Annotated in this window: 25 protein-coding genes; 16 read left to right on the top strand and 9 right to left on the bottom strand. The window is 57.1% G+C overall.

Annotated elements, in window-relative coordinates:
* Positions 1-48 precede the first annotated feature (48 nt).
* Positions 49-678, top strand: coding sequence for an L-threonylcarbamoyladenylate synthase (locus tag ASU33_RS02450; protein ID WP_059067770.1), 630 nt, complete (start codon positions 49-51; stop codon positions 676-678).
* Positions 679-758: 80 nt separating this feature from the next.
* Here ASU33_RS02450 and ASU33_RS02445 read toward each other — a convergent pair whose 3' ends face one another.
* Both ASU33_RS02445 and ASU33_RS02440 read right to left on the bottom strand, forming a co-directional pair.
* Entirely contained in the window at positions 759-1,661 is a 903-nt protein-coding gene (locus tag ASU33_RS02445) for a lysophospholipid acyltransferase family protein (RefSeq protein WP_078062809.1), read from the bottom strand.
* Entirely contained in the window at positions 1,658-2,542 is an 885-nt protein-coding gene (locus ASU33_RS02440) for a hypothetical protein (protein ID WP_149866998.1), read from the bottom strand. The genes ASU33_RS02445 and ASU33_RS02440 overlap by 4 nt, the downstream gene beginning before the upstream one ends.
* A 131-nt stretch (positions 2,543-2,673) precedes the next feature.
* On the opposite strand from ASU33_RS02440, the gene ASU33_RS02435 reads away from it, so the two are divergent.
* Together ASU33_RS02435 and ASU33_RS02430 are read left to right on the top strand one after the other, a co-directional pair.
* Positions 2,674-3,330, top strand: coding sequence for a WbqC family protein (locus ASU33_RS02435; RefSeq protein ID WP_059067766.1), 657 nt, complete (start codon positions 2,674-2,676; stop codon positions 3,328-3,330).
* A gap of 72 nt (positions 3,331-3,402) precedes the next feature.
* Positions 3,403-5,994: an ATP-dependent Clp protease ATP-binding subunit gene (locus tag ASU33_RS02430; protein ID WP_059067763.1), complete on the top strand. Its 2,592-nt coding sequence runs from the start codon at positions 3,403-3,405 to the stop codon at positions 5,992-5,994.
* A 62-nt stretch (positions 5,995-6,056) separates the two neighbouring features.
* Here the strand turns inward: ASU33_RS02430 and ASU33_RS02425 are convergent, their stop codons facing one another.
* From ASU33_RS02425 to ASU33_RS02410, 4 genes are read right to left on the bottom strand one after another with little or no spacing between them, the layout of a single operon-like run.
* Entirely contained in the window at positions 6,057-7,019 is a 963-nt protein-coding gene (locus ASU33_RS02425; RefSeq protein ID WP_160328118.1) for a glycosyltransferase family 2 protein, read from the bottom strand.
* A 59-nt stretch (positions 7,020-7,078) separates the two neighbouring features.
* On the bottom strand, positions 7,079-7,747 hold the full coding sequence (locus tag ASU33_RS02420; RefSeq protein WP_059067759.1) for a class I SAM-dependent methyltransferase: 669 nt from the start codon (positions 7,745-7,747) through the stop codon (positions 7,079-7,081).
* Positions 7,748-7,791: 44 nt separating this feature from the next.
* Positions 7,792-8,490, bottom strand: coding sequence for a WbqC family protein (locus ASU33_RS02415; protein ID WP_059067757.1), 699 nt, complete (start codon positions 8,488-8,490; stop codon positions 7,792-7,794).
* Positions 8,491-8,497: 7 nt separating this feature from the next.
* Positions 8,498-9,580 carry a DegT/DnrJ/EryC1/StrS family aminotransferase gene (locus tag ASU33_RS02410; protein WP_059067755.1) on the bottom strand — a complete coding sequence of 361 codons (1,083 nt, stop codon included), beginning with the start codon at positions 9,578-9,580 and terminating at the stop codon, positions 8,498-8,500.
* A gap of 355 nt (positions 9,581-9,935) precedes the next feature.
* Between ASU33_RS02410 and ASU33_RS02405 the strand changes: the two genes are divergently transcribed.
* The 4 genes from ASU33_RS02405 (at position 9,936) to ASU33_RS02390 (ending at position 14,188) form a co-directional block, all read left to right on the top strand.
* A complete protein-coding gene (locus ASU33_RS02405) occupies positions 9,936-11,504 on the top strand; it encodes an acyl-CoA carboxylase subunit beta (protein WP_059067753.1) in 1,569 nt (522 codons plus the stop codon).
* A 113-nt stretch (positions 11,505-11,617) separates the two neighbouring features.
* Positions 11,618-12,115 (top strand): DinB family protein, encoded by a 498-nt coding sequence (locus ASU33_RS02400; RefSeq protein WP_059067751.1) that lies wholly within the window; start codon positions 11,618-11,620, stop codon positions 12,113-12,115.
* 88 nt (positions 12,116-12,203) lie between these two features.
* Positions 12,204-13,274: a M42 family metallopeptidase gene (locus ASU33_RS02395; protein ID WP_059067748.1), complete on the top strand. Its 1,071-nt coding sequence runs from the start codon at positions 12,204-12,206 to the stop codon at positions 13,272-13,274.
* 92 nt (positions 13,275-13,366) lie between these two features.
* Entirely contained in the window at positions 13,367-14,188 is an 822-nt protein-coding gene (locus ASU33_RS02390) for an ABC transporter substrate-binding protein (RefSeq protein ID WP_059067745.1), read from the top strand.
* A gap of 78 nt (positions 14,189-14,266) precedes the next feature.
* On the opposite strand, the gene ASU33_RS02385 is transcribed toward ASU33_RS02390, so the two are convergent.
* The gene (locus ASU33_RS02385) at positions 14,267-15,511 is read right to left on the bottom strand and encodes a 3-phosphoshikimate 1-carboxyvinyltransferase (protein WP_173664820.1); all 1,245 of its coding nucleotides are present in this window, start codon (positions 15,509-15,511) and stop codon (positions 14,267-14,269) included.
* Positions 15,512-15,586: 75 nt separating this feature from the next.
* The gene (gene aroB / locus ASU33_RS02380) at positions 15,587-16,627 is read right to left on the bottom strand and encodes a 3-dehydroquinate synthase (protein ID WP_059067743.1); all 1,041 of its coding nucleotides are present in this window, start codon (positions 16,625-16,627) and stop codon (positions 15,587-15,589) included.
* Between the two features lie 111 nt (positions 16,628-16,738).
* On the opposite strand from aroB, the gene ASU33_RS02375 reads away from it, so the two are divergent.
* The 4 genes from ASU33_RS02375 to ASU33_RS21130 all read left to right on the top strand — a co-directional run bounded on the left by ASU33_RS02375 (position 16,739) and on the right by ASU33_RS21130 (position 18,634).
* The gene (locus tag ASU33_RS02375; protein WP_059067740.1) at positions 16,739-17,227 is read left to right on the top strand and encodes a DUF1905 domain-containing protein; all 489 of its coding nucleotides are present in this window, start codon (positions 16,739-16,741) and stop codon (positions 17,225-17,227) included.
* Positions 17,228-17,297: 70 nt separating this feature from the next.
* Entirely contained in the window at positions 17,298-17,705 is a 408-nt protein-coding gene (locus tag ASU33_RS02370; protein ID WP_059067737.1) for a hypothetical protein, read from the top strand.
* A gap of 10 nt (positions 17,706-17,715) precedes the next feature.
* The gene (locus ASU33_RS02365) at positions 17,716-18,156 is read left to right on the top strand and encodes a hypothetical protein (RefSeq protein ID WP_059067735.1); all 441 of its coding nucleotides are present in this window, start codon (positions 17,716-17,718) and stop codon (positions 18,154-18,156) included.
* Between the two features lie 16 nt (positions 18,157-18,172).
* Positions 18,173-18,634 (top strand): hypothetical protein, encoded by a 462-nt coding sequence (locus ASU33_RS21130; protein WP_149866997.1) that lies wholly within the window; start codon positions 18,173-18,175, stop codon positions 18,632-18,634.
* Between the two features lie 47 nt (positions 18,635-18,681).
* Here ASU33_RS21130 and ASU33_RS02355 read toward each other — a convergent pair whose 3' ends face one another.
* On the bottom strand, positions 18,682-19,764 hold the full coding sequence (locus ASU33_RS02355) for a bifunctional 3-deoxy-7-phosphoheptulonate synthase/chorismate mutase type II (RefSeq protein WP_059067730.1): 1,083 nt from the start codon (positions 19,762-19,764) through the stop codon (positions 18,682-18,684).
* 155 nt (positions 19,765-19,919) lie between these two features.
* On the opposite strand from ASU33_RS02355, the gene ASU33_RS02350 reads away from it, so the two are divergent.
* From ASU33_RS02350 to ASU33_RS02330, 5 genes are all read left to right on the top strand, one after another.
* A complete protein-coding gene (locus ASU33_RS02350; protein ID WP_059067728.1) occupies positions 19,920-21,119 on the top strand; it encodes a proline dehydrogenase family protein in 1,200 nt (399 codons plus the stop codon).
* 112 nt (positions 21,120-21,231) lie between these two features.
* Positions 21,232-21,600 carry a hypothetical protein gene (locus ASU33_RS02345; RefSeq protein ID WP_059067726.1) on the top strand — a complete coding sequence of 123 codons (369 nt, stop codon included), beginning with the start codon at positions 21,232-21,234 and terminating at the stop codon, positions 21,598-21,600.
* 170 nt (positions 21,601-21,770) lie between these two features.
* On the top strand, positions 21,771-22,589 hold the full coding sequence (locus tag ASU33_RS21885) for a hypothetical protein (RefSeq protein ID WP_350308173.1): 819 nt from the start codon (positions 21,771-21,773) through the stop codon (positions 22,587-22,589).
* 217 nt (positions 22,590-22,806) lie between these two features.
* On the top strand, positions 22,807-24,945 hold the full coding sequence (locus ASU33_RS02335; RefSeq protein WP_059067724.1) for a carboxy terminal-processing peptidase: 2,139 nt from the start codon (positions 22,807-22,809) through the stop codon (positions 24,943-24,945).
* Between the two features lie 264 nt (positions 24,946-25,209).
* On the top strand, positions 25,210-26,259 hold the full coding sequence (locus ASU33_RS02330) for a hypothetical protein (protein ID WP_286130389.1): 1,050 nt from the start codon (positions 25,210-25,212) through the stop codon (positions 26,257-26,259).
* Positions 26,260-26,393 lie beyond the last annotated feature (134 nt).

Raw genomic sequence — 26,393 nt, 5'->3', positions numbered from 1 at the left:
TATTGTGTAACTAAGCCGCCTTTCCTTCACTAAAGCTCCCGACCTGCTATGGCTGCTACCCTGCTGCGCATTCACCCCGACAATCCGCCCCTCAACAAGATTCAGCAAGCTGCACAGGTGCTGCGCCAAGGTGGCGTTATCATCTACCCTACCGATACCATTTACGGGCTTGGCTGCGACATTACCAACCAGCGGGCCGTTGAGAAACTGTGCCGCATTCGGGGGTTGAAGCCCGACAAAGCCAACCTCTCGTTTATCTGCTCCGATTTGTCGCACATCAGCGACTACGCCAACGGCATTACCACGCCCACTTACAAGCTGCTGAAAAAAGCCCTGCCCGGGCCCTTTACGTTCATTTTTGAGGCCAGCGCCAAAGCCCCCAAGTACGGCGGCGTAAAGCGCAAAACCGTGGGCATTCGTATACCCGACAATGCCATTGCCTTGGCTCTAGTGCGCGAGTTGGGCAACCCCATCGTGTCCACGTCCATTCACGACGACGACTCCATCATTGAATACAGCACCGACCCCGAGCTGATTTATGAGAAGTACCGCCCCTTGGTCGATTTGGTAATCGACGGCGGATTTGGCAACAACGTGGCCAGCACCGTGGTCGATTGCACCACCGAGGACTACGAAGTGGTACGCGCAGGTGCCGGCGACATCGAGCAATACTTGTAGTTTGTGCGTAAAATAGTGGAGGAGTTTATGAGGTGGTTGTTCCCAACCATCAACTCATAAACTCCTCCACTATTTTACGCCTACTCTTTTTTGAGTTTCCAACGCCGATGCGACCAGAGATATTCCGAGGGTCGCTCCATAATATCGCGCTCGATGCGGCGAGCAAAAGCCTCGGTAATAGGGTGCTCGGCCAGGTTCAGCTCGGCCGATCCGTCGTAGATTTCCTCCAGGGTGATGGTGCAGTAACCACGCCGAACTTTCCGAATGCTGGCGTACAGCACCGGGCAGTTATACGTAACGGCCAAGCGGTCGGACCCGGTGAAAAAAGCCGTATCCTGGTTTAGCGTGCGCGTCCAGTAAGCATACTTGCTTTTGGGCGGGCACTGGTCGGAGAGCATGCACAAGGAGCGCACCTTGCCCCGGTTGGCTTCCATGTCGCGCAGGGTCTCGCGCATTGGAATAAGGCCGGTACCTAGGCGCGTGCGCAGCCGGAAAATGAAGTAGTCGAAAAACGGATTGCTCAGGGGCTTGTACACACCATCCACTTTGCCGGGCCACCGCTGCGCCCCGGCCGGTGCTATCCACTCCCAGTTGCCGTGGTGCGAGCCCAACGTCATGATGGTACGGCCCTTGGCAAAGTAGGCGTCGCCGAGTTCGGGGTTGGTTACCACCACGCGCCGGTTAAACTCGGCGTGGCTGATGGTGGCCATTTTCAGAATCTCGACAATGGTATCGGCGAAGTGGCGGTAAAAGCCGTGGGCAGTGTCGCGCACCCAAGCCTCCGATTTATCCGGAAATGAATTTCTGATGTTGCCAAACACTACCCGGTGGCGGTAGCGCAGCACGTAGCGCATCAGCAGGTAAAAAAAATCGGCTAGCAGGTAGAGCACCGGCATCGGCAGGCTCGACAGACCTAGGAGCAGCCACTCAAGCGGGAGGTAATACCACGCAAAATCGCGGCGCGTGGGCTTCGGGTGATTCATCGGGGCAAAGATGCACCACCGGGCGCGTATTCGCCGCTGCTGCGGTTGAACTTAGCCGAACGCGAGGCCAGCACTTTGTTGGCGGCGTTGCGCACTTCAACCGTAAGGGTGTACTCCCCATCGGTGTTGATGCCCAACGCACTCAGGCCACCTAGGGGTAGCTCGCCCGCCACGGCGGTGGGCCTGCCAGCTTTGGCCGTACCTAGGGGCGCGTCGGCATCTGCAGCAAACCCCTCGGCCGACTCCACGTGGTAGTGCAGCTTAAGCGCCTGGCCGGGCGTGGCGTTGTATAGCTCCAAGTAGAAATACAGCTGATCGGCACCCCGACCATAGTTGCCGGCCGGAGTGCGCGTAAGCTGGTAGCCGCCGCGCGTAAAATTGGTTTGGGCAGTAGTTTTGCTGGCCGGCTTGCTCAAAAATACAATGTCGCTGAGTACCGGAGCGGTGGCCGAATAATCGAGAGCCAAGGGCTGCTCTACCACCGTAGGGGCGCCTTTGCGGTATTGGTCGCGCAGCTCGGCCCGAATGGTATACTGCCCGGCTGGCAATGTTAAGCGCTTCAGGAAGCTCTGCGGGTTCTTGAGAGCCGCGGCCGTGTCGCTGATTACGGGCGGCTTTAGCGTAACGGTTTCGGAGTGCGCCGGCTTGCCATCGGCTTTGAGCACCTGAAGCGTAACGGCGGCAGCCGCCTGAAAACTACCCGGTGCGCGGCGCATGTACGTAAGGCCATTGCCAGGCACCGTGGCATACAACTCCACTTCGTAGGTGTTGGCACCTAGGGTGCGGAACCGAGCCACATCGAGCAGCAGTGTAGGCGTAGCAGCCTGGGCAGCCACGGCAACCAGCATCAGCAAAAGCGGCAGTAATAAGCGAAAAGGCATAGGCAACAAAGCAACGTAGATGGATGAATCTGCCGCTACAACGCAAAAAGTCGGGCTTAGTGCCAATATAGGCAGCAACCTTCGGGTAGTACTTTCGCCTCTTCTGTTAACAACGCCGCTTTCCCCCTGCTATGTCTGCCGTATTGTTTGAGCTGCCTTACTGCCCACCGGCCGCTTTTTTTTCTGAACTACTCACGGCCGATACGTTGTTACTGGAGCGGCACGAAAACTACCGCAAGCAAACGTACCGAAACCGCTGCCTTATCGTTACGGCACAAGGCGTGCAGCCACTTACGGTACCGGTAATAGATGGCAACCGCTCCGAAAAAGTCCGGATCGACGAGCTCGAAATAGACTACCGCCAGAACTGGATCCACCGCCACTGGCGCACCTTGCAAACCGCGTACGGCAGCAGCTCTTATTTTGAGTACTACGCCGACTATTTGCATGACATTTACGTAAGCAAGCCTGAGAGGCTCTTTGATCTGAACCTCGCCGTGCTGCGCTTACTGTTGCGCTGCCTGCGCCTTCCTCTACCCGTCGAGTTCACTACCGAGTGGCAAGCCAGCTACCCGGCCGCACGTGTGCTTGATCGGCGGGATTGGCTGAGTCCGAAGCAGCTACCTGACACCCCGTCAGGTGCGGGGCTGCAGCGGGCTTACCGGCAGTGCTTTGGTGCGGAGTTTGTACCTGGCCTCAGCGTGCTGGATCTGCTGTTTGCCGCGGGTCCGGCGGCCGGTACCTACCTCGTGCCAGCCTCCTCGCCGGCGGCGAACCTTCTGCCCTAATAGCCGGTTTAAGTATTTGCATCCGGAGATACAAGCCTTGTACACTTCCGGATTCTTTCTCACCTTATCTGCATGGAAGCGAAATTCTCAAATAGAGTCAAGGAGGTCATCTCCCTGAGTCGGGAAGAAGCCATCCGACTTGGCCACGACTATATAGGCACCGAGCACCTGTTGCTGGGTATGATTCGGGAGGGTGAAGGCACTGCCATTGCTCTGTTGAAGAAGCTCGGCGTATCCGTAGAGGAGCTGAAATACGCTCTCGAACAAGCCACACGTAACACTGCGACCCAAGGTATCAGTATAACGGGTAGCATCCCGCTGACGAAGCAGACGGAGAAGGTTCTAAAGATTACGTATCTGGAAGCCAAAATCTTCAAGAGCGAAATTATTGGCACCGAGCACTTGCTGCTCTCGATTCTGCGCGATGAAGACAACATTTCTTCCCAAATCCTGAGCAAGTTTAACGTGAACTACGAAGCCGTACGCGACTCGCTGGATTACCACGGTAACACCAGCCACAACCCCACTTCGGGCCCTTCGGACACCGACGACGACGACAACGACAAACTGTTTGGCTCGTCGAAGAGCTCCGGTTCTTCCACCGCGAAGAAGCCCGGTGAGAAGTCGCGCACGCCTGTGCTCGACAACTTTGGCCGCGACCTAACCAAGCTGGCCGAAGACGATAAACTTGACCCCATTGTGGGCCGCGAAAAGGAGATTGAGCGCGTAGCGCAAATCCTGTCGCGCCGCAAAAAGAACAACCCAATCCTCATCGGTGAGCCGGGTGTAGGTAAAACGGCAATTGCCGAAGGCCTCGCCCTGCGCATTGTGCAGAAGAAAGTGTCGCGCGTGCTCTTCAACAAGCGCGTCGTTACGCTCGACCTAGCCTCGCTGGTAGCCGGTACCAAGTACCGCGGCCAGTTTGAGGAGCGCATGAAGGCCGTGATGAACGAACTGGAGAAGTCGCCCGACGTTATCCTGTTCATCGACGAGCTGCACACCATCGTGGGCGCCGGCGGTGCCTCAGGTTCGCTCGATGCTTCGAACATGTTCAAGCCGGCCTTGGCCCGCGGCGAAATCCAATGCATCGGTGCCACTACCCTCGACGAGTACCGCCAGTACATCGAGAAAGACGGCGCTTTGGCTCGTCGTTTCCAGATGGTAATGGTGGACCCCACCACGCCCGAGGAAACCATCGAGATTCTGCACAACATCAAGGACAAGTACCAGGACCACCACCACGTGGTCTATACCGACAAGGCCATCGAAGCTTGCGTAAAGCTTTCGGACCGCTACATGTCGGACCGCTTCTTGCCCGATAAGGCCATCGACATTCTCGACGAGGCCGGTGCCCGCGTGCACATCAACAACATCGTGGTTCCCGAAGACATCCTGAAGCTCGAAGAACAAATCGAGAACATCAAGGTGGAGAAGAACCGCGTGGTGAAGTCGCAGAAGTACGAAGAGGCCGCTCAGCTCCGCGATAAGGAGAAGAAGCTGATCGAACAGCTCGACAACGCGAAGCGCAACTGGGAAGAAGAAACCAAAAAGAAGCGCTACACCGTGAAAGAGGAAAACGTGGCTGAGGTAATCGCCATGATGACTGGCATTCCGGTGAGCCGCGTAGCCCAGAACGAAGGCGAGAAGCTGCTGAAGATGGGCGAAGAATTGAAAGGCAAAGTAATTGGCCAGGACAAGGCCATTGCCCAGCTTGTGAAAGCCATCCAGCGTACCCGCGTTGGTCTGAAGGATCCGAAGAAGCCCATCGGTTCGTTCGTGTTCCTAGGTCCGACCGGTGTAGGTAAAACGGAGCTAGCTAAAGTGCTGGCCACCTACCTCTTCGATAAAGAAGACGCGCTGGTGCGCATCGACATGTCGGAGTACATGGAGAAATTCAGCGTATCGCGCTTGGTTGGTGCGCCTCCCGGCTACGTAGGCTACGAAGAAGGCGGCCAGCTGACGGAGAAAATTCGCCGCAAGCCCTACTCGGTGATTCTGCTCGACGAGATTGAGAAGGCTCACCCCGACGTGTACAACCTGCTGCTGCAAGTGCTCGACGACGGTATCCTGACCGACGGCCTAGGTCGGAAGGTTGACTTCCGCAACACCATCATCATCATGACCTCAAACATCGGGGCACGTGATTTGGCTGACTTCGGTGTGGGTATCGGCTTCGGCACCAAGGCCCGCCAAGAAAGCATGGACGAGTTGATGAAAGGCACTATTGCCAGCGCCCTGCGGAAGACCTTTGCTCCGGAATTCCTGAACCGCCTGGATGATGTGATTGTGTTCAATGGTCTGCAGAAGGAGAATATCTTCAAGATCATCGACATTTCGCTCGCTAAGCTGCGCCAGCGCGTGCAGGCCTTGGGCTACCGCATTGAGCTGACTGAAGCCGCGAAGAACTTCGTGGCCGAGAAAGGCTACGATCCGAAGTATGGTGCACGTCCGTTGAACCGGGCTATCCAAAAGTACATCGAAGACCCGATTGCGGAGGAAATCCTGAAAGCTCAGCTCACGCAAGGCGATGTGATCAAAGCCGACCACGAGGAAGGCAAAGAGGAGCTTCTATTCAGCTCGTACAAAAGCGACGAAGCGCCACAACTTGCCAGCGACGAGCGCCCGGCCGAAACGCCCGAGTCGCCCGAAGGCAAGGCGGAGTAAACTGCCCTAGGGCCAAAACGAAAACGGCCGGTTGCGCAAGCAACCGGCCGTTTTCGTTTTGTTTAATTGTTAGGCGGCATTCCGCTTTTCCTAGCCTTAGCCAAGGCCCACTTCTTCAGCCCAAGTGCTAATAAGCGCTGAGGTTTGTTGTATGGCGCTGGCACGTAAATACTAGCCCAATCGATCAGCCGCATATACCGCAGCGACCAAACCACATCTTTGCGCCGGCAGGAGGCAATAAATAAATCGCGAAGAACAATTTGCCGCTCAGCTTCGATTTGTTCGTAGTAACGCATGGGCAAGTGCCCACGCATTTTCTCGAAGAACGCCAAGGATTGCCGCCGCTTTTGTAGCCAAGTCAGACTTGAGAAGCAGCCGCTTGTATGCACACGGTATATGCCCATTATTTCGGGCAAGAAATTGGCGGTGCCCCCTTCGGCAAGCACCCAATAGTACATGGCCAGATCGGGAAAGGGCGATTCGTAGTAATATGTGGGCAACTCGCCTGCGGGGCGACGGAAGATTGCGGAAAGCGTAAAAATTGGATTTCCTAGGTAGATCAGATCATGCAGGTGCAAGGCAGTTGTTACGCGGCTCCACCAGGGGTCGGCAGGAGCAATGTATTCCTGTTTGCTTTGATCGTAAATCTGCACGGCATGGAAGCTGACGCGGCAATCAGAATCAGCTTCCATCAGATCAATCTGCTTCTGCAGCTTCAGCGGATCGGTCCAGTAGTCGTCGCCGTCGAGCATGGCTACGTACTTGCCAGTGCAGAGCGCGTACGTTGGTCGCAGAATGGGAATCATCCCCATGTTGCGCTCTGGCAGATAGAGGGTAATTCGATCGGGGTATAGTGCCTTGTATTCCTGCACGACGGCACGCGTGCCGTCGGTAGAACAATCCTCCCCTATCACCAATTGCACCGCAAAGTTGGTCTGCTGCATCAGCACACCTTCAATGGCCTGCCGGATGTACTTTTCGTGGTTGTAGGTAATCAACCACACGCTCACTAATGGTGTACTCATAAACATGCCAGCAGCAAAAAGCCCGGTCTGGTACTTCTTTACGTGTTCTGGATAGCGGTTTACCGCTGATTGGGCTCGCGGAACAGGTAAGAGGTGTACTCAAACAGGCCGTAGTCGTGGCGAAACGTGAAATGCCGGGTTAGCTCTTTCTTCAGAAAAGCAGCTAGGGTATCCATAGGTAGGTGAAACAAGTCGTCACGCTCCCAATCCACTTGCTTGGTCATAGCATTGAATGCCATTCCGTGCCGGGCTTTGGGCCAAAGCGTACGCAATGTTTCTTGGCAATACGCCCACATTTCCTCGAAGCTGTTCGAGCACTTCTGCGTAAAAATCCCATTCAGGACAATGTAATCGAAGGTTGGCAACGCTTCCGGCTCCTTCAGTACATCGAGCTGCAGGAAGGTGGTGTTCGGAAACTTTTGCCGAGCAATGGCCAGGTATTTCTCCGATAGATCGAGCCCGGTGTACTCAACCCGTGTTGCGTGTGGCTGCTGCTGCAGAAATGCATGAAAATGCGCTGGGCCACAGCCAAAATCCAGTACGCATACTTGCTTACCAGCCGGAACAGCTGCCAGCAAGCCATCGAGCATTACTTGGTAGCGAAGTTGGGCATCGTCGAAATTGGGCCAGCCTACGCCCTTGTGGTTGTCGCCGTGCGCGGCTAGATACGACTCGCATTGCGCGACGATTACATGGTGCTGTGCAAAGGAGGAAGTTGATGAGCTCAAGACGGTAGGTGTGGTTATCGGATGCTAGAATCGAAAAGGCCTCTTTAGAGCAACATGCCTTGGCCAAACATGCTTCTGACTTGCTCAGCAGTGTTGTGCATCAGCACATCGATGATAGACAAACCCGGCACGAATGCATTCGTTCCTTGTGGGTAAGGTTGAAGAACGGGTTGCAGAAACTGCAGGACAATGCCTGCTTGCGCAAACTCGGAATGCGAATAAAGGCTTGCTCCACCAGAGGCGTTGACATACTCAGTGGCACCTAGGCGCTGGCAAATCTCAATTACGCGGCTTTGCCCAGTCAGCTGATTATTCTTCTCGATTTCAGAGCTCCGTACCAAGGGCATTGGCGCCCCTACGTAGTCGTTAATCAGCTTAAGGCTGTGGCCAACCAACGTCGTAATATCTGACTCGGGCGCAAGCAATACCTGCTCGATCAGCGGCAACACTCGTGCCATTTCGGGGGCCGCACTGTACGCTTGCCTAATGGTAATTAATAACTTACCAAGGCTTTTATCATCAGCATGCAGGTGGGTGTCCTTGATAAGCTTGTTCTGCGACCCGCTGGCAATGGGTATCGTAAACAAGTACTCGGAGCCGTTTACCAAGATGCGGTTCCGGTTGATCCATCCTTTCTTGATGTAGGCCACATCATCGAGTAGCACAAATACATCGGCGCGGTGCAGCAGTTGGAAGTACCCTACATACGGAAACAGGTAGGGCTGCATGATGGCTACGCGCATATCCAGATCATCGACAAACGTGGGCGATGATGCGCACAATTTGCTCCACCTCGGCCTCGGCAAGCTCGTGGTACAAAGGCAAGCACAACACCCGCGCTGCTACTGCCTGCGCCACCGGGCAGACTGTGGAGGCCGACACATAAGGCAAACTGGTAAGCGCTGGGTAAAAATACCGGCGCGGATACACGTTCTGGCTGTTGAGTGCGGCTACTACCGCTAGCAGTTGCTCTTCCGATTGCAGCAGCACCGGAAAATACGAGTAGTTGGGCTCGGCCCCGGTTGGCACCACGGGTTGCTGCAAACGCAAAGGCGCCAACAACTTGTCGTAAAGTGCCGATAAGGCACGGCGCCGCTCCATCAGTTGGGGTACATACGGCAACACGCTCAAACCCATGGCGGCATGCAGCTCCGAGTTTTTGGCATTGATGCCCAGGCCGACAAACTGATTTGGCCCGTTGTGCCCGAAGTTGCGCATATAGCCAAGCTTATGCGCCAAGTAGTCGTTGTTAGTTACCACGGCACCGCCCTCGCCGGTATGAAAAAGCTTGGTAGCGTGAAAACTTAGGGTGTTGATGTCGCCGTAATTAAGAACCGACTGCCCTAGGTAGTTTACCCCAAATGCGTGCGCGGCATCGTAAATAACTCGCAGGTTGTTACGGTCGGCAATTTGAGCAATGGCGTCCACATCGCAGGGGGTGCCAAAGACGTGTGTGGCCAGAATGGCTCGGGTGTTGGGCGTAATTGCCGCTTCAATCAGCTCCGGGTTCAAGCACAGCGTATCGGGGCAGATATCCACAAACACTGGCCGGCAGTTTTCCCATACAATGCTGCTGGTAGTAGCAACGTAGGAGAAAGGAGTGGTGATTATTTCGCCGCCCTGCAGATCCAAAGCCTTTATGGCCAGTTGCAAGGCCAACGTACCGTTGCTAACAAAAAACAGGTGCTTGACTCCTAGTACTTGCTTTAGGGCATCCTCGAGTTGCCCAACCAATGGTCCTTCATTCGTGAGCCAACCTCGTTCCCAGATGCCATTCAAAAGCTTGTTGTATTCCTCAAGCGGCGGCAGAAACGTCTTTGTTACAGTAATCATTAAGCGCAGCCTTCCCCATGCATCAGAAATCAAAAGGTACAATTTCCGATGGATGAAAGCCAGTTACAAGTCAAACAACCAGCCAAATTTATACAATTTCTTGCTTACGGAAGGTTTATAGCTTGCGGCGCCTGATGTTGACCTGAGCTAACCCAGTTCGTTTCGGCTATTTGGTCATTGTAGTCGCGCGTTACCGAATGATCGGTGGTAGTTATTGGTCACCGAACGCGAGCAGTGTTAAAATAGCCGCACTTAATAGACCCACCTGCCTAAAAACAGGTTCGTCTATTTTGTGCCGTCGGATTACCTTTGGCCTTCTCTTACCAACCTTATTTCGCCTACCCTTTCCCACCATATGTCCGATCCGCACGCCGACCTCGCGCTGAGCAAACTCGAAATACTGGAAAAGAAGAACGCCGAGGCCCTGTTGGGTGGCGGCCAGGCTCGCATCGATGCCCAACATGCCAAGGGCAAACTGACGGCCCGCGAGCGGCTCGACCTGCTCATGGACCCGGGTTCCTTCGAGGAAATCGGCAAGTTTGTGATGCACCGTTCCAAGGACTTTGGCCTTGATAAAGAGTACTACCTAGGCGACGGCGTGGTAACGGGCTACGGCACGGTAAACGGCCGCTTGGTGTACGTGTTCTCACAGGATTTCACGGTATTAGGCGGCTCGCTGTCAGAGACTCACGCCGAGAAGATTGTGAAGATCATGGACCTGGCCATGAAGAACGGCGCACCGGTGATTGGCCTGAACGACTCGGGTGGGGCGCGTATTCAAGAGGGTGTGGTGAGCCTAGGTGGCTACGCCGACATCTTCTACAAGAACACGCTAGCCTCGGGCGTGGTACCGCAGATATCGGCCATTATGGGCCCTTGCGCCGGTGGTGCCGTGTACTCGCCGGCCATTACCGACTTCATCATGATGGTGGAAAACACGAGCTACATGTTCGTGACGGGCCCCAACGTGGTAAAAACGGTGACGCACGAAACCGTAACCAGCGAAGAACTGGGCGGCGCCAGCACCCACAGCACCAAGAGCGGCGTTACGCACTTTACAGCCGCCAACGAGGTAGCCTGCATTCAGCAGATCAAGCAGCTGCTGAGCTACATGCCGCAGAACTGCGAAGACACTGCCCCTATTTACCCTTACGAGCAGCAAGGCGAGGAACTGCGCCCCGAACTCGATACCATCATCCCGGAAAACCCAAACCAGCCCTACGACATCCGCGAGGTGATTACCGGAATCATCGATACGGACTCGTTTATGGAGGTGCACCAGAACTTTGCCGAGAACATTGTGGTGGGTTTTGCGCGCCTAGGTGGCCGTAGCATCGGCATTGTGGGCAACCAGCCTGCCGTGCTGGCCGGCGTGCTCGATATTAACGCTTCCACGAAAGCCGCGCGCTTCGTACGCTTCTGCGACTCGTTCAACATTCCGCTGCTCGTGCTTGAAGACGTGCCTGGCTTCTTGCCCGGCACCGACCAGGAATGGCGCGGCATCATTACCAACGGTGCTAAACTGCTGTATGCCTTCTGCGAAGCCACGGTGCCGCGCATTACGGTAATTACCCGCAAAGCCTACGGCGGAGCTTACGACGTGATGAACTCGAAGCACATCGGTGCCGACATGAATTACGCTTGGCCCACCGCCGAAATTGCGGTGATGGGTGCTAAGGGCGCGGCCGAAATCATCTTCAAGCGCGAAATAGCACAGGCCGAAGACCCCGAAGCCAAGTTGCAGGAGAAGGTAGACGACTACCAGCGCAAGTTTGCCACACCGTACCGTGCGGCGCACCGCGGCTTCGTCGACGAAGTGATTGTGCCTTCGCAAACGCGCCAAAAGCTGATTCGGGCCTTCAAAATGCTCGAAAACAAGGTGGATAAGCTGCCGCGCAAAAAGCACGGCAACATTCCGTTGTAATTGTTATACTTGAAGAAGTGGAAGCGGTGCTGTTCGGTAGAATAGCACCGCTTTCAGCTTTTGTCTCACCTTCAGCAATTAAAGGTCCGATCAGGTCTGTTAACCACGTAGTTATGTATTGCACTATCCCCGATTTCCTGCTGGAGTGGCAGGAAGAAAGCGCCGCTACCGAAAAATTATTGGCTCAGCTAACCGATGAGTCCTTGCATCAGCGCATTACATCTGAGGGTCGTACGCTTGGCCGGTTGGTTTGGCACGTAGTGCAAACAATGACTGAGATGCCGCACCGGGCGGGCTTATTCCCCACCGATGAGTTGGAGAACCAACCTTGCCCCCCGGCAAAGGATACCCGCACGGAGTACGTACGCGCGGCTGCGGCAGTAGCCGACGCCGTTGTGCGCCAGTGGACCGACGACCAGCTCCGTGACGAGGTGGAGATGTATGGCGAGGTCTGGAGCAAGGGCCGCGTGCTGTCGGTGCTGGTGCGGCACCAAGCCCACCACCGCGGCCAAATGACGGTGCTCATGCGCCAGGCAGGCCTGCGGGTGCCCGGCGTGTACGGCCCCGCCCGCGAAGAATGGGCGGAAATGGGCGTACCGGCTATGGAATAGCCGCAACCCGCTGCCACCGCACTCGTTTCATGTTACCTGCTTTCCGTTCTTTCGTTTCTCCCCATCGCTTCTTACCTGTTCCCACTCCATGCGTCCCGAGAGCTTCGACTTCCTTCAGAATTACTTAAACAACCCCTCACCCACCGGCTTCGAGAAGGAAGGCCAAAAGCTGTGGCTGGAGTACATCAAGCCGTACATCGACGAGTACTTCGTGGATACCTACGGCACCGTAGTGGGTGTGCTAAACCCTGAGGCTGAGTACAAAGTGGTGATTGAAGCCCACGCCGACGAAATCAGCTGGTTTGTAAACTACATCACGAAGGAGGGCTACATCTACCTCCGCCGCAACGGCGGCTCCGATGCCCTCATTGCCCCTTCTAAGCGCGTTATCATTCACACGGCCAAGGGCCCGGTGCGGGCCGTGTTTGGCTGGCCGGCCATACACGTACGCAAAACGGAACAAGACAAAGCCCCGACCATCGAAACCATCTTCCTGGACTGCGGCGCTTCGTCGCGCGATGAGGTGGAGGAAATGGGCGTGCACGTGGGCTCCGTGGTTACGTTCGAGGACGAACTGATGGAGCTGAACAACAAATACCTCGTGGGCCGCGCGCTCGACAACCGCATCGGAGGTTTCATGATTGCCGAAGTGGCGCGCCGGCTAAAAGAAGAAGGCAAGAAGCTGCCCTTCGGCCTGTACATCGTGAATGCGGTGCAGGAAGAAATCGGCTTGCGCGGCGCCGAGATGATTGCCCACCGTATTAAGCCTGATGTAGCCATTATTACCGACGTAACGCACGATACCCAGTCGCCGATGTACGAGAAGAAGACCTCGGGCGACATCCACTGCGGTAAAGGCCCGGTAATTACCTACGGACCAGCCGTGCAGAATAATCTGCGCGACCTGATTATCCAGACAGCTCAGCAGAAGGAAATTCCCTTCCAGCGCGCGGCGGCCACCCGCGCCACCGGCACCGATACCGACGCATTTGCTTACTCCAACGCTGGCGTGGCTTCGGCCCTCATTTCGCTGCCGCTGAAGTACATGCACACCACCGTGGAAACCGTGCACAACGACGACGTGCAGAATGTCATCAACCTCATCTACGAAACGCTGCTGCGCATCGAAGACAACCACGACTTCCGCTACTTCAAATAAGATTTAGCCTGAAAGTTTTATTAGGCGGCCGCACAATTCGTGTGGCCGCTTTTGTTTTGCAGCCTCAGGCGTTCTATCTCGCCTCTCCCTTTATGCTTCAGCTTCCGCTCGTGCAAACACCGCTAACGGTTACCGATCAAATTAACCGGCGCGTAGTGGTGCCATTTCCGCCGCAACGCATTGTATCGTTGGTGCCGTCGCAAACGGAACTGCTCTACGACCTAGGATTGGGCGAGCGGGTAGTAGGCGTCACGAAATTCTGCATTCATCCGGCCGGGGCGCGGAAGCAGGCGCAGGTAATTGGCGGCACTAAGAACTTCAACTTTGAGCACATAGCGGAGCTGAAGCCTGACTTGATCATTGGCAACAAGGAAGAGAACTACCAGGAGGGCATCGAGCAGTTGACGGCTGATTATCCTGTGTGGATGAGTGACATCTTCACCCTAGGTGATTCGCTGCGGATGATGCGGCAGGTAGGCCTGATTACCGGCACGCAAGCCCGGGCCGAGCGCCTGGCCGAAGAAATTGGCAGCAGCCTGCAAGCCTTGCCAGCGGTGGCCGAGCCACTTTCGGCCGCCTACTTCATTTGGCGCAAGCCTTACATGGTAGCAGCCGCGGGCACCTTCATCGACGATATGCTGCCGCGGGCGGGCTTCCGGAATGTGTTTAGCGCCCTAGGTAGGTACCCCGAGGTAAGCGCCGAACAGCTGGCAACCGCTGCTCCACAAGTGATTCTGCTTTCGTCGGAGCCGTACCCGTTTCAGGAAAAGCACGTGGAGGAGTTTCGGGCTATTTGCCCTAACGCGCAGGTGCTGGTAGTAGATGGCGAGCTGTTTAGCTGGTATGGCAGCCGATTACGGCATACGACTGCCTACTTCGAGCAACTACAAAACGAAGTAGCGCGGACTTTTTAGTCTGCGTCCACGGATAGTAGTGTCTATAGCTGTGCCATTCAGCACGGTGTTGCTTAGACTAAGCTACGCAACATTACGCTACATCTTGAACCCAGCTTGCCGTAGCTCCTCCCAGAAAAATGGGTAAGATTTACGCACCACGGCTGGGGCTTCTACCTCTATTTTGCCGTGTAGCGCCAAAGGAGCAAAGGCCATGGCCATGCGGTGGTCGTGGTAGGTGGCTACGGTTTGGCCGTCTACGTTCAGCTGTTGCGCCGATACCCGGAACATATCGCGCTCCTCGGCCGTGAGCGAAGCGCCAAACTTGCCTAGCTCGTTTTGCAAGGCGGCAATACGGTCGGTTTCTTTGATGCGCAGGCTTTCGAGGCCCACCATGTCAACTGTTACGCCGGTGGCGGCGGCAGCCACCGCAATGGTTTGGGCCAGGTCGGGGCAGTCGGTAAAGTTCATGGCTACGTGGCCGGCACGCCCCTTGGCGGGAGCCTGCCGCAGGATAACACCATCGGGCACGAACTCGGTGTGTACGCCCAGCGGGTCCATCAGGTGCATAATGGCCTGGTCGCCTTGCCAGGATTGGCGCCGCAGGCCGGGCAGGTGTATTTGGGAGCCAGCCGGACCTAGGGCTACCATAGCATACCAGTAACTCGCCGCCGACCAATCGGCCTCGACGGTGTAATCGGCGGGCTGGTAGGGCTTGGGCGCCACGCGCACATCACGGTCGCGCACTTCTACCTGCGCGCCGAAGTGGCGCATCAGGCTGGCCGTCATCGTGATGTAGGGCCGCGAGCCGATGTGGCCCGTAAGCTGCAGGTTGAGGCCGCCTGGAATGAGTGGCCCCACCATCATCAGGGCCGAGATAAACTGGCTGCTGATGTCGCCGCGCACGGCCAGCGTGGTAGCCGCGCCGGGCTCGAAGCCGTTGAGCCGAAGCGGCGGGTACCCTTCGCGCCCTAGGTACTCGATGTGGGCCCCGAGCTTACGCAGCGCATCAACCAACACGCCAATAGGCCGCTCCAGCATGCGCGCCGTGCCCGTGAGTGTGGTTTTGCGCCCCGTTACGGCCAGGTACGCCGTCAGGAAGCGCATCACGGTACCGGCATCCTCGGCGTCGAACACCTCGGCCTCGGGGTGCGCCAGCAGGCGGCGCATCAACTGGGTATCGTTGGCCTCGGAAAGGTGCGTGAGGGTGCCACCACCGGCCAAGGCTTGCAGAATGAGGGCGCGGTTGCTTTCGCTTTTGGAGGCAGGCAACACGGCCGTGCCGCGCAGCGGGCCGCCGGGCCAGCGCAACGACAGCGTATCGGGGAAAGTTGGTTGGTGCATTAGCAGAGGAGCGCCCGAAGGTAACGCCCTAGGTTAAACTTACAGACCAGGCCACACGGGAGGTGGCTGGCCCGGTTACAGCCGATGGTAGTAGCGCAGCGAGTCGGCAATTTCGGTTACGCTTACCGGCTGATCGTACACGCCCCGGCCGATGCCCTCGAGCAGGGTGCAGTTGATGGTGCTGCCTTGGTTTTTCTTGTCCTGCAGGGCCAGCTCGGCAATGGCCTGAGTCTCGAGCGTTACAAACTGTACTTTCTCAAATACCGAGAACAGGAAGGTCTCGATCTGGTTTAGCTCGCGCTCCGTGAGCAGGCCTTTTTGTACCGACAGCCAACTTTCGCAGATGATGCCGGCAGCCACCGCCTCGCCGTGCAGTATGCTGCGGCCCGCTTGGCTCAGCAAATAGCTTTCGAGGGCGTGGCCCACGGTGTGGCCGAAATTCAGGAGCTTGCGGGGGCCTTTTTCGGTGGGGTCCTGCTCCACAATGCGCTGCTTTACCAGCACCGACTCGCGCACCACGGGCGTCCAGTCTTCCACAAACAAGCCCTGGTGGCGCTGCTCAGCAAAGGCGTCGGCGTCGGCAATAAGCCAGTGCTTTACCACCTCGGCGTAGCCCGCCCGCAGTTCGCGCGGATCGAGCGTGCTCAGGAAGCTGGTATCGATGCACACGGCTTCGGGCAGCTGAAACACACCTAGGTGGTTTTTGTAGCCCATGAAATCGACACCGGTTTTGCCGCCGATGGCCGCATCTACCTGCGCCAGCAAGGTGGTAGGTACTACCACGCAACGCATGCCCCGCTTGTAAAGGGCCGCGCAAAAACCACCTAGGTCGGAGATGACGCCGCCACCCAGGCACACCAGCACGCTGTGCCGATCGAAGCGGTGCTCCGTCAGCTCGCCCCACACCCGCTCGCTGGTAGCGAGGGTTTTGTGCTCTTCGCCGGCGGGTACCTCAATCAACAGGTGCTCTTCGGGCAGGTAAGGCTTGAGGGCGTGGTAGCACAGGCGGGCGGTGTTGGTATCGGCCAGCACGGCTACGCGTGTGGTGCCGGGGCGGCCGAGCAGGGCCGCCAACGCCGGCAGCGCCTCGGGGCCGATGTGGATTGCGTCAGTCATGGGGCGTAAAGTTCAGGGTTCTGGCGCAAGTAGCCTACATTGGTGCTCGGCAAGGCCCCAAGTACCCGGCCTAGGTCTTCTCGAAGCACCGCAAACCGCGCAGCAGTAGCAGTGGAACAAAAAGCGCTTTTCGACGGCGAGGTACGCCTGGCAAAGTTTTCGGGCAAAGGCGCCTGGACGTACGCCCCGCTCCCGCCGCTGCAGATACCCGGCCGCAATGCCTTCGGCCTGGCCAAAGTAACCGGCTCCATCGATGCCTTCGAGCTGCCAGTTAGCAACCTGATGCCGCTGGGCAATGGCCGCAGCTTTCTGCCCGTGAAGGCCGAAATCCGAAAAGCTATTGGCAAGCAGGCCGGCGACACCGTACGCCTGGTGCTCTACGCCGAGGCCGTGCCCCTTTCCGTTGCCGACGAAGATCTGCTGGCTTGCCTGGCCGATGCGCCCCGTGCCGAAGCAGTTTACGCGCGCCTCAGCCCGCCCGAGCAAACCGCGTGGCTGAACTGGGTGCGCGCCGCCCCTACCGACGACGCCAAGGTGGCCCGGATGGTATCGGCGCTGGCACGACTGGAGGCCGGAATGGCCGCGCCGCCAAGCAAATAGCTCCAGTTTAAAACTGCGTGCAACCTTTTGTGGCCAGGGCAGCATCCTGTGGTATATAAGTCACCGAACCATGCCCATCCGCAATTACTTCTTTTTGCTGCTGAGCGCCGTGCTGTTGCTAGCCGGCTGCTCCACCGACCGCGATGTAGCGCCCCTCGACGCGCAGCTGCAGGGCTCTTGGCGTTGGGTGCAAACCACAGGCGGCATTGCGGGCGTGCGCCTCACGCCGGCCAATACGGGCTATCAGGAGGAAATTCGATTTGAGTCGAACGGCAGCTTCTACCGCTTGCGCGATGGTAAAATCATCGACTCGGATACCTACGGCCTGTTTATTGCCTCCTCGCCCGGCGACAACCACACGCCCAACCTTATTCGCTACGGCAAAAATTCGTTGGGGCAGTCGTTTGAGATTACCGAAAACCGCCTCACGCTCTACGACGAAGCCGCCGACGGCTACATCTCGCAGTACGAACGCTAACTCCACCGCCATGTACAAGCTGATCCGCCCACTGCTGCTTGCCTCGGGCCTGACGACCCTGGGTGCGTGCAACCACCTGCATTCCATCGAAGCTGATGATACTGAAACAGCAAGGCCTACCTCGCTCATTGGCCGCTGGCAGTTGGTAAGCGTGAAAGGCGGCATGGTGCCCAACCCCGTAGTGCCACCCGAGGAGCTGCGTATTGCAGCCGACAGCACCGTGCGCGTGTACCTAGCTGGCACCTTGGCGCAACAGTTTCGGCTGCGGCCCACTAGCGGCAATTTCTGTACGCAGCTCGATCCAGTGCAATTAGTGCGCTTCGACGAAGACAAGAACCCGGGCATCACCTACGCCTACCAGATCAAAGGCGATGAGCTGACGCTCGACGGCAACATCTGCGTGGATGGCGTGATCAGGCGCTACCGCTGGATTACCGACACCGACAAATAATTAACCAGCAACGCCCATGACAAAATCTCTATCCCTGTTCTGCGACTTACTCATTGTTGCCTTGTGCTTCGCGGCCCTAGGTTGCCAGCAACAACAAGACGACATACAACCCTCCGACGCTGCCCTACTCGGCCGCTGGGACAGAGTGGTGCCAAAACACGAACGGCACTACCAGGCCCATTTGCTGCCCAAGCGCAGTATGGAGTTTTCGGCTGATGGTCGCCTGCGCTTCTACCGCAACGATACCCTTACGCACGAAGGCACTTTTGAACACCGCGGCTTCCCGAGCAATGTGCAGGCACCTCAAAACCTGCGATACCTCTCGCTCAACAGCAACCAGGGCAGCAGCGGTATGACGTACGAATTGCAACGGGATACCCTGTACTGGACTACTCCTTACTACAAGGATGTGATGAACTGCTGGCCTGTGCGCGAAACCTACGCCCGCGCCACCGCCACCCCGCTTCCTAGCAAGTAGGCTGTTTGGCTGCCACGGCCGGAGTAGCGCCCTTGCACCTAGGGCCGCTACTCCGGCCGCTGCATTATTTCGGTTTGCTTCCGGATGCTTTCGATATGAATGAGTTTGTAAAGCTCGGCCACAAACTTGTCGTTCACGTTTAGGCGGGCGGCCCACTCGGGGCGGCTCGTGAAAATTTCGTTCCACCGATCGAGCTGCAGAATCTTGATGTTGTTCTGCTTTTTGTACTCGGCTAGCTCCTCCACCAAGGCCATGCGGCGCGCTAGGGCCTCGATAATTTCCTGGTCGGCCACGTCCATTTTATGTCGCAGGTCTTCGGCTTTGTTCAGGTAGTCGCGGTTGTCGGTGGAGCGGTAGCGGTGCTTCAGCTCCGTTATCATTTCGGCCAACCGGAACGGCGTTACCTGTTGCTCGGCGTCGCTCCAGGCGTTTTCGGGGTCGGGGTGCGTTTCCAGCATCAGGCCGTCGTAGTCCAAGTCGAGGGCTTTTTGCGCTACGGGCAGCAGCAAATCGCGCCGGCCGCTGATGTGGCTGGGGTCGCAGATGAGCGGCAACTCCGGAAAACGCGTTTTAAGCTCAATCGGAATAGCCCAGGTGGGCGCATTGCGGTACTTGCTGGGCGCGCCGGTGCTGAACCCGCGGTGAATAGCGGCCAAATCGCGCACGCCGGCGCGGTCGAGACGCTCTAGGGCACCTGCCCACAACGCTAAGTCGGGGTTCACGGGGTTCTTCACCATCACGGGCACGCCGGTACCACCTAGGGCTTCGGCCAACTCCTGCACGGCAAAAGGGTTTACGGTGGTGCGGGCACCAATCCAGACCACATCCACGCCGTGGGCCAAGCAATCCTCCACGTGGCGGGGCGTGGCTACTTCTACCGTTACGGCAAGGCCAGTCTCTGCTTTTACGCGTTGCAGCCACTTCAGGCCCACCGCGCCAATGCCCTCAAACGAGCCCGGCCGGGTACGCGGCTTCCAGATGCCCGCCCTAAACAAATCGACGTCCAAGCCTTGCAGGCCGCGGGCAGTGGCCATTACCTGATCTTCGGTTTCGGCCGAGCAGGGGCCGGCCAGCAACAAGGGCTGCCCTTTGCGGGCCAACAGCCGGGTAAAATACGTGTCGAGTTCCATGGTTGAGGGCCGCTAGCCAGCCCCGCCCAATTTGCCGGAACCGCCGCTGCCACCTAGGGGTTTTAAGCACGCCACCGGCGCGCTAGCACATAATAACAGCGCCGCCTAAAACGATGTTTCGTGGCTATCTTCGCAGCCCAAAGCTACCACCCTGCATGCCCGAGCCCCAAACCCACCCAGCTGTTTCCTTTGATAATACCGCTGTTGCTTTCGCCTCCAAGTCGGATGGCGAGCTAAAACAGATGTACGCCCTGTTTGCTGCCATGAACAACAAGGGCCTTGTTGACCTAGGCGGCGGCATGATGAAGCGGGCCCTGAGCTGGGGCTTGCCGGGCAGCAAAATCATCATCAAGCACACCATCTTCAAGCAGTTTTGCGGCGGCGAAACCATTGCGGAGTGCAAGCCGGTAATTGCCGAGTTGGGTAAATTCAACATCGGCACCATTCTCGACTACTCCGTGGAGGGCGAAGGCAACGAGCAAAGCTTCGACCACACCCGCGACGAGCTCCTGAAGACTATCGACCTGGCTGCTGGTCATCCGCACATTCCGTTCTCGGTATTTAAGGTGACGGGCGTAGCCGATAGCGCGCTGCTCGAGAAAATTCAGGCCAAGCAGCAGCTTACCGCCGCCGAGCAGCAAACCTATGACCGCGCCATGCAGCGTATTGACGCGCTGTGCCGCCGCGCCCACGAGAAAAACGTGCGCATTTTCATCGATGCCGAGGAAAGCTGGTTTCAGGACACCATCGACGACATTGCCCGCGACATGATGCGCCGCTACAACCAGCAGCGCCCTATCGTGTGGAACACCTACCAGCTGTACCGCCACGACCGCCTCGATGCCCTAAAGGCCGACCACGACCACGCCGTGCAGGAAGGTTACTACGTGGGTGCTAAGCTGGTGCGCGGTGCCTACATGGAGAAGGAAGGTCGCGTGGCGCAGCAGCGCGGCTACCGCAACCCCATTAACCCAAGCAAGCAAGCCACCGACGACTTGTACGACAACGCCTTGCGCTACTCCATCGGGCACATTGAGCGCCTGGCTATTTGCGCTGGCACGCACAACGAGGCCTCGTCGCGCCTGCTAACCGAGCTGCTGGCCGACGCGGGCTTAGCGCCCAACGATGAGCGTGTGTGGTTTGCCCAGCTCTACGGCATGAGCGACAACTTAAGCTACAATTTGGCGCACGCCGGCTACAACACTGCCAAGTACGTGCCTTACGGCCCGGTTGAAGCTGTGATGCCTTACCTGCTGCGCCGCGCCGACGAAAACACCGCCATTGCCGGGCAAAGCAGCCGCGAATTCCTGCTGATTAAACGCGAAATGGAGCGCCGCCGAAATAAAGTGCGTTAAGCCTCAACGGCATAGTTATTGGTGAAAAGCCCGTTGTCTTGGAAGTATCCAACGCAACGGGCTTTTTTGGTATTTTACCTCCCTCTTCTCTCCCCTACACCTTAGTAACAACATGATTACACGCGTACGCCGCTTTCTTATTCAATACTCGCGCCATCAAACTGGTACGGCCAGCTACCTCACGGTAGTGCAGGAAGCGGAGTTAGGGCTGAACCTCGATATATCACACGAAAAAGCCCGGCTTAACGAAATACTCGCTGAGATATCCGAAACCGAGCACTCAGCTGGCCGCCCAGTGCTTAGCTGCTTGGTAAAGGTTGAAGGCTCTAAGGGCCAAGGCGATAATTTTTATAAGCTATGCGAGCGATTGGGCATGGGCCCTTGGCGCGAGCTAAAGCAAAATCCTGATTTTTTGCAGGATATGCGCACAGCTTGCCGCGATTTTTGGCGCAACGACGACAACTTTGCCCAATTCGGCTAAGCGAATTGAGGAGAGGCTTATTGGATGCTCGACAGGTTTATTTGGACACTGTCGTGTAACCTCAAGTGGATGGCACGCGTTAAGGAAGCCATCGAGTCTGTTAAGTGGCTAACCGCAACAGGCCTTGGTGAATTTCCCTTCCTTTTTCACCCATCCACAACCTCACCACAATGAACACCGACAATAATTCGAACCTGGGCAACACGCCCGGCACTGGCTCTTCGATGAACCCCGCTAACACTGGCACCGGCGCTGGCGCTGGCTACGGCAGCACCCAGCACTCGGGCAGCGGATCAATGGGCTCTTCGGGACTGAATTCTAGCAGCAATGCATCGAGCTCTTCGAACGTAGGTTCGGGCACCGATCAGAGCACCGGCGCTAACTACAATTCGGGCTCGTCGATGGGCAACAGCAATATGGGCTCTACTTCGTCGTACGGCTCGAGCCAATCGGGCAGCATGAGCGGCTCGACCGGTTCTGAGCGCATCCTGACCTCGACTTTCCGCGACCGTGAATCGGCTGAGCGTGCTTACAGCTCGCTGTCGTCGCGTGGTTATACCAAAGACGACGTAAACCTAATGATGTCGGACGAAACGCGTAAGCGTCACTTCGGCGACCACACTCCTGACAGCGACCTGGGCAACAAAGCCATGGAAGGCGCAGGCGTAGGTTCGGCCATCGGCGGTACTGCCGGTGCTGTAATTGGCGCCATCGCAGCTATCGGTACTTCGGTAGCACTGCCCGGCCTGGGCCTTGTAATTGCTGGCCCGCTGGCAGCTGCACTAGCTGGCGCCGGTGCTGGTGGCCTAACGGGCGGCCTGGTAGGCGCCCTGGTAGGCTCGGGCATTCCGGAAGAGCGCGCTGCCGAGTACGAGCACGACATTAAGAACGGCGGCATCGTGATGGGTGTACGCCCACGCAACGACGAAGATGCTCGTCACTTCCAAGACGAGTTCCGCCGCCACAACGGCGACCGTATTTACTACTAGCCGATCGTTTTAGAGTCGGCTTGCCAAAAGACCTCCCCGCAACCGGGGGGGTCTTTTTTGTTACTATGCTTACGAGGCACACATAGACCTAGGCTTGTATTTGGGCACTATTGTTTAGCTGCCCTCGTTAGCACTACAGAATGGGCCCGGTTTTCGCCATTACCATTCGGTGCGTCTTTACGTACATTTAGGACCACTTTTTTTCGCGCTTTTGCCCATGTCATTCCTTCGCCTGAAAATAGGCCTGTACGCCGCAGTAGTTGCTGCTGTGTTTGTACTGGCCTCCTATAAGCTATATCGGGGCAACGACGCCCGCGTACCGCAAAAAGAGGAAGTGCTCATCAAGGCTATGCTGCAGGGTTTAAGCCAGGCCCACTACCAGCCCGAGCAAATCGATGACAACTTCTCGCGACGCGTATTCGATTTGTACCTGAAGCGCATCGACTACTCCAAGAAGTTTTTGCTGCAGCCCGACGTGGTGCAGTTGCGCAAGTTCCAGACCGACATTGACGACCAGGTAAAGCGTGGTTCGCACGAGTTTTTGGAGCTTGCCACCCGCTTGGTTGATCAGCGCACCAAGGAAGCGCAAGCACTCTACCGCGACATACTGAGCAAGCCCATGGATTTCACGGTGGAAGAAACCTTCCAGACGGACTTCGACAAGGCTCAGTACCCGGCCGATAAAAACGCCCAGCGCGACGAGTGGCGCCGTTACCTGAAGTACCTGACGATGACGCGTCTGGTTGAAATTCAGGACGAGCAAGCCAAGCGCGACCCTAAGAAAGCTACTGCTCCTGCCTTATCAGCCACTGAAATGGAGGCTGAAGCCCGCAAGCGCGTGCTGAAGTACTTCGACGAGCAGTTCAACGACCTGATGCAGAACGACGACAACGACCGTTTGGCGTTGTGGGCGAATACCATTGCCAATACCTACGACCCCCACACCGAGTATTTCGCACCGAAGGACAAAGAGTCGTTCGACATTGCCATGACGGGCCGCTTCGAGGGCATTGGCGCTACGCTGCAGGAAAAGGATGGTCAGATTAAAGTGGCTGACATCATTCCGGGCTCGGCCTCGTACCGCCAAGGCCAACTAAAAGCCGGCGACATCATTCAGCGTGTAGCCCAAGGTGCTTCCGAGCCGATAACGGTGGAAGGCATGCGCCTTGACAAAGCCATTACCTATATCCGCGGCCCCAAAGGCACCGAGGTACGCCTGACGGTGAAGAAGCCCGACGGCAGCTCACAGGTCATTCCGATTGTGCGCGACGTAGTAATTGTAGAAGAAACTTACGCCCAATCGGCCGTTATCAACGAGAACGGCAAGAAGATTGGCTACCTGCGCCTGCCTACCTTCTACGCCAACTTCAACGATGAGCAAGGCGGCCGCAGCTCGGCCGAAGACGTGAAGAAAGAGCTTGAGAAGCTGAAAGCCGAAGGCGTGCAAGGCGTTGTGTTCGACCTGCGCAGCAACGGCGGCGGCTCGCTTACCGATGCCGTTGAAATGGCTGGTCTGTTTATCGACAGCGGCCCCGTAGTGCAGGTGCGTTCGGGCCAAGGCTCGGCTCAGGTGCTTAACGACCGCGACCCGCGCGTGCAGTACAACGGCCCGCTGGTGGTGATGGTAAACAAGTACAGTGCCTCGGCTTCGGAGATTTTGGCAGCTGCCATTCAGGACTACAAGCGCGGTGTTGTAATGGGCTCGACGAGCACTTATGGAAAAGGCACTGTGCAGCGCATTTTCAACCTCGACGATGCCTTGCCGGCTGAGTTCAACGCCATCAAGCCTTTTGGCTCGCTGAAGTTGACCACCCAGAAGTTTTACCGCATTAATGGCGGCTCTACGCAGTTTAAAGGCGTAGTTCCGGACATCGTGCTGCCCGACGCTTACAGCTACCTCGACCAAGGCGAGAAGGATGCCGAGTACCCGCTGAAGTGGGACGAAATTAGCCCGGCCCGCTACCGTACGTGGCCGCAGCAGCCTGCTCTCGACAAATTAAAGACTGCCTCTAACACCCGCGTGGCCAACAGCGCAAGCTTTAAGCTGGTACAGGAAATTGTAGAGCGCATGCGTAAGCGCAAAGACGACACCAGCGTGTCGCTGAAGCTAACGGCTTACCGTGCCGAGCAAGACCAGGCCAAGGCTGAGTCGAAGCGCTACGAAGAGTTGCAAAAGGCTGCCCAGCCTTTGGCTATTGCTCCGCTAGCCAACGACCTGCGCGCTGTGCAGTCGGACACCGTAAAGCAGAACCGCGTGCGCCGCATGTCGAAGAACCTAGTTAAAGACATCAACCTTCGCGAGGCCGTAGCTGTGGTGAAAGACCAGATCGACTCGCCTCAGGTAACCCGCCGCTAAGCTCTTTAGCCTACGCCCACCTAGGGGCGTAAAAGCAAAGCCCCTGCACCTTGTTGTGCAGGGGCTTTTTTGTTGCTTTCAGCAACCAATTGGTTTAGCTATGAAATCCTTCAAAGCGCTGAAAATCAAGGCCTATTTACACAGCCAAGCTATTTAACAAGCACAATTGTAACTCATTGATTATCAACGATAAAAATTACGTTTTCAACACCCAATTTTTTTAGCATTTCGGCACTCTATCGGAGTATTCTGCGTTGTGCTGATATGATGACGAACAACGAACAACTGAACGATAACATCCTGCACCTTCCGGTGGCCGACGAGGCCCAGCCCCAGCACGATGAGGCATGGCGCAAGTCCATCCCGGCTCAGGTGTTCTTGAACTACTTCTTCGCGCTCAGCTACCACATCCGCGAAGCCGACGACGCGACGGGTGGCTTGCAGCACCTGCCTTTCTTCCGGGCACACCAAGCCGAGCTTACCGACGCCGACCGCGCTCAGGTAGAGAAGTACCTGCATAGCTGCTGGAGCACCGAGTACGCTCTGCGTGCTACTGCCGACCTAGGCGACGAGGACTACTTGCGCAACGCCCTGCACTGGACGTTCCCGCAGGCTTACCACGCCGTAATGGCTGGCTTGCAGGCCTTCTTGCACACGGCCGGTGTGCGCACCAACAATCCGTCGCTGATCCGCCGCGAGGTGGGCCGCTTGGTAGTGCGCAATGCTTATCCGCGTCCGGTGTCGTTCTACGCTGCCGGCTCGTACGGCGACTTCAGCATTCACCGCTTGCCGCTAGCTGGCTACAAGGCCGGGCTGCAAATTGCCAGCAAGGCCATCGACGCACAGGCTCAGATTGGCCAGTTCCTGCGCACTACCCGCAAGCAGAAGGCAGTAGCCGTGCGCCAGCAAGTGCAAGGCAACCCCACCACCGCCATCCGTAGCCAGAAGACGGGGCAGCCGCTCGAGAAGTGGAATGCCCAGCACTGGCAGCAGATTACCTGGCGCCTAGGTTACACCACCATCTTCGACTTGCTGGGCCGCCTGCGCATTTCGCAGACCAGCCGCGAGATTGAGCGCTACGTAGAGTCCGACATCGACTTTGGCCTGTTTCACCACTCACTGCTCGACATTGTGAGCTACCTCAACGGTGTGCACGAAACGTACGTAGCCAAGGCCCTGGGTGTGGAGCGCTACCGCGAGCTGGTGGCCAACCTGCCTAAGCACTTGCAGCACGGCTTTGTGGAGGAGCGCCTGCGCACCCGCATTGAGCCGAACTTCACCGAAACCGACCCGCAGATGGGCATTGCTGCCTAACCTCCGCTCCCGATTAAGTACACCACTGCATATACACGTAAGCGCTGGCCCCTAGGTCAGCGTTTTTTGTTTGTGCCTCAGGCGGGTGGCCGCGGCAGCTTTACCTAGGGGCTTGTACTTTCGGTGTATTACTA

It is taken from the genome of Solirubrum puertoriconensis, from assembly GCF_001483135.1.
Classification (GTDB): domain Bacteria; phylum Bacteroidota; class Bacteroidia; order Cytophagales; family Hymenobacteraceae; genus Solirubrum; species Solirubrum puertoriconensis.
This window is presented reverse-complemented; position numbering and strand designations above follow the sequence as displayed.

Excerpts from the sequence above, each read along its gene's own strand:
- ASU33_RS02430 (WP_059067763.1), top strand. The coding sequence starts at position 3,403 with ATGGAAGCGAAATTCTCAAATAGAGTCAAGGAGGTCATCTCCCTGAGT.
- ASU33_RS02405 (WP_059067753.1), top strand. The coding sequence starts at position 9,936 with ATGTCCGATCCGCACGCCGACCTCGCGCTGAGCAAACTCGAAATACTG.
- ASU33_RS02330 (WP_286130389.1), top strand. The coding sequence starts at position 25,210 with ATGATGACGAACAACGAACAACTGAACGATAACATCCTGCACCTTCCG.
- ASU33_RS02440 (WP_149866998.1), bottom strand. The coding sequence starts at position 2,542 with ATGCCTTTTCGCTTATTACTGCCGCTTTTGCTGATGCTGGTTGCCGTG.
- ASU33_RS02400 (WP_059067751.1), top strand. The coding sequence starts at position 11,618 with ATGTATTGCACTATCCCCGATTTCCTGCTGGAGTGGCAGGAAGAAAGC.
- ASU33_RS02365 (WP_059067735.1), top strand. The coding sequence starts at position 17,716 with ATGTACAAGCTGATCCGCCCACTGCTGCTTGCCTCGGGCCTGACGACC.
- ASU33_RS02415 (WP_059067757.1), bottom strand. The coding sequence starts at position 8,490 with ATGCGCGTAGCCATCATGCAGCCCTACCTGTTTCCGTATGTAGGGTAC.
- ASU33_RS02345 (WP_059067726.1), top strand. The coding sequence starts at position 21,232 with ATGATTACACGCGTACGCCGCTTTCTTATTCAATACTCGCGCCATCAA.
- ASU33_RS21885 (WP_350308173.1), top strand. The coding sequence starts at position 21,771 with ATGAACACCGACAATAATTCGAACCTGGGCAACACGCCCGGCACTGGC.
- ASU33_RS02335 (WP_059067724.1), top strand. The coding sequence starts at position 22,807 with ATGTCATTCCTTCGCCTGAAAATAGGCCTGTACGCCGCAGTAGTTGCT.
- ASU33_RS21130 (WP_149866997.1), top strand. The coding sequence starts at position 18,173 with ATGACAAAATCTCTATCCCTGTTCTGCGACTTACTCATTGTTGCCTTG.
- ASU33_RS02350 (WP_059067728.1), top strand. The coding sequence starts at position 19,920 with ATGCCCGAGCCCCAAACCCACCCAGCTGTTTCCTTTGATAATACCGCT.
- ASU33_RS02445 (WP_078062809.1), bottom strand. The coding sequence starts at position 1,661 with ATGAATCACCCGAAGCCCACGCGCCGCGATTTTGCGTGGTATTACCTC.
- ASU33_RS02450 (WP_059067770.1), top strand. The coding sequence starts at position 49 with ATGGCTGCTACCCTGCTGCGCATTCACCCCGACAATCCGCCCCTCAAC.
- ASU33_RS02425 (WP_160328118.1), bottom strand. The coding sequence starts at position 7,019 with ATGAGTACACCATTAGTGAGCGTGTGGTTGATTACCTACAACCACGAA.
- ASU33_RS02435 (WP_059067766.1), top strand. The coding sequence starts at position 2,674 with ATGTCTGCCGTATTGTTTGAGCTGCCTTACTGCCCACCGGCCGCTTTT.
- ASU33_RS02410 (WP_059067755.1), bottom strand. The coding sequence starts at position 9,580 with ATGATTACTGTAACAAAGACGTTTCTGCCGCCGCTTGAGGAATACAAC.
- ASU33_RS02395 (WP_059067748.1), top strand. The coding sequence starts at position 12,204 with ATGCGTCCCGAGAGCTTCGACTTCCTTCAGAATTACTTAAACAACCCC.
- ASU33_RS02390 (WP_059067745.1), top strand. The coding sequence starts at position 13,367 with ATGCTTCAGCTTCCGCTCGTGCAAACACCGCTAACGGTTACCGATCAA.
- ASU33_RS02385 (WP_173664820.1), bottom strand. The coding sequence starts at position 15,511 with ATGCACCAACCAACTTTCCCCGATACGCTGTCGTTGCGCTGGCCCGGC.
- aroB (WP_059067743.1), bottom strand. The coding sequence starts at position 16,627 with ATGACTGACGCAATCCACATCGGCCCCGAGGCGCTGCCGGCGTTGGCG.
- ASU33_RS02370 (WP_059067737.1), top strand. The coding sequence starts at position 17,298 with ATGCCCATCCGCAATTACTTCTTTTTGCTGCTGAGCGCCGTGCTGTTG.
- ASU33_RS02355 (WP_059067730.1), bottom strand. The coding sequence starts at position 19,764 with ATGGAACTCGACACGTATTTTACCCGGCTGTTGGCCCGCAAAGGGCAG.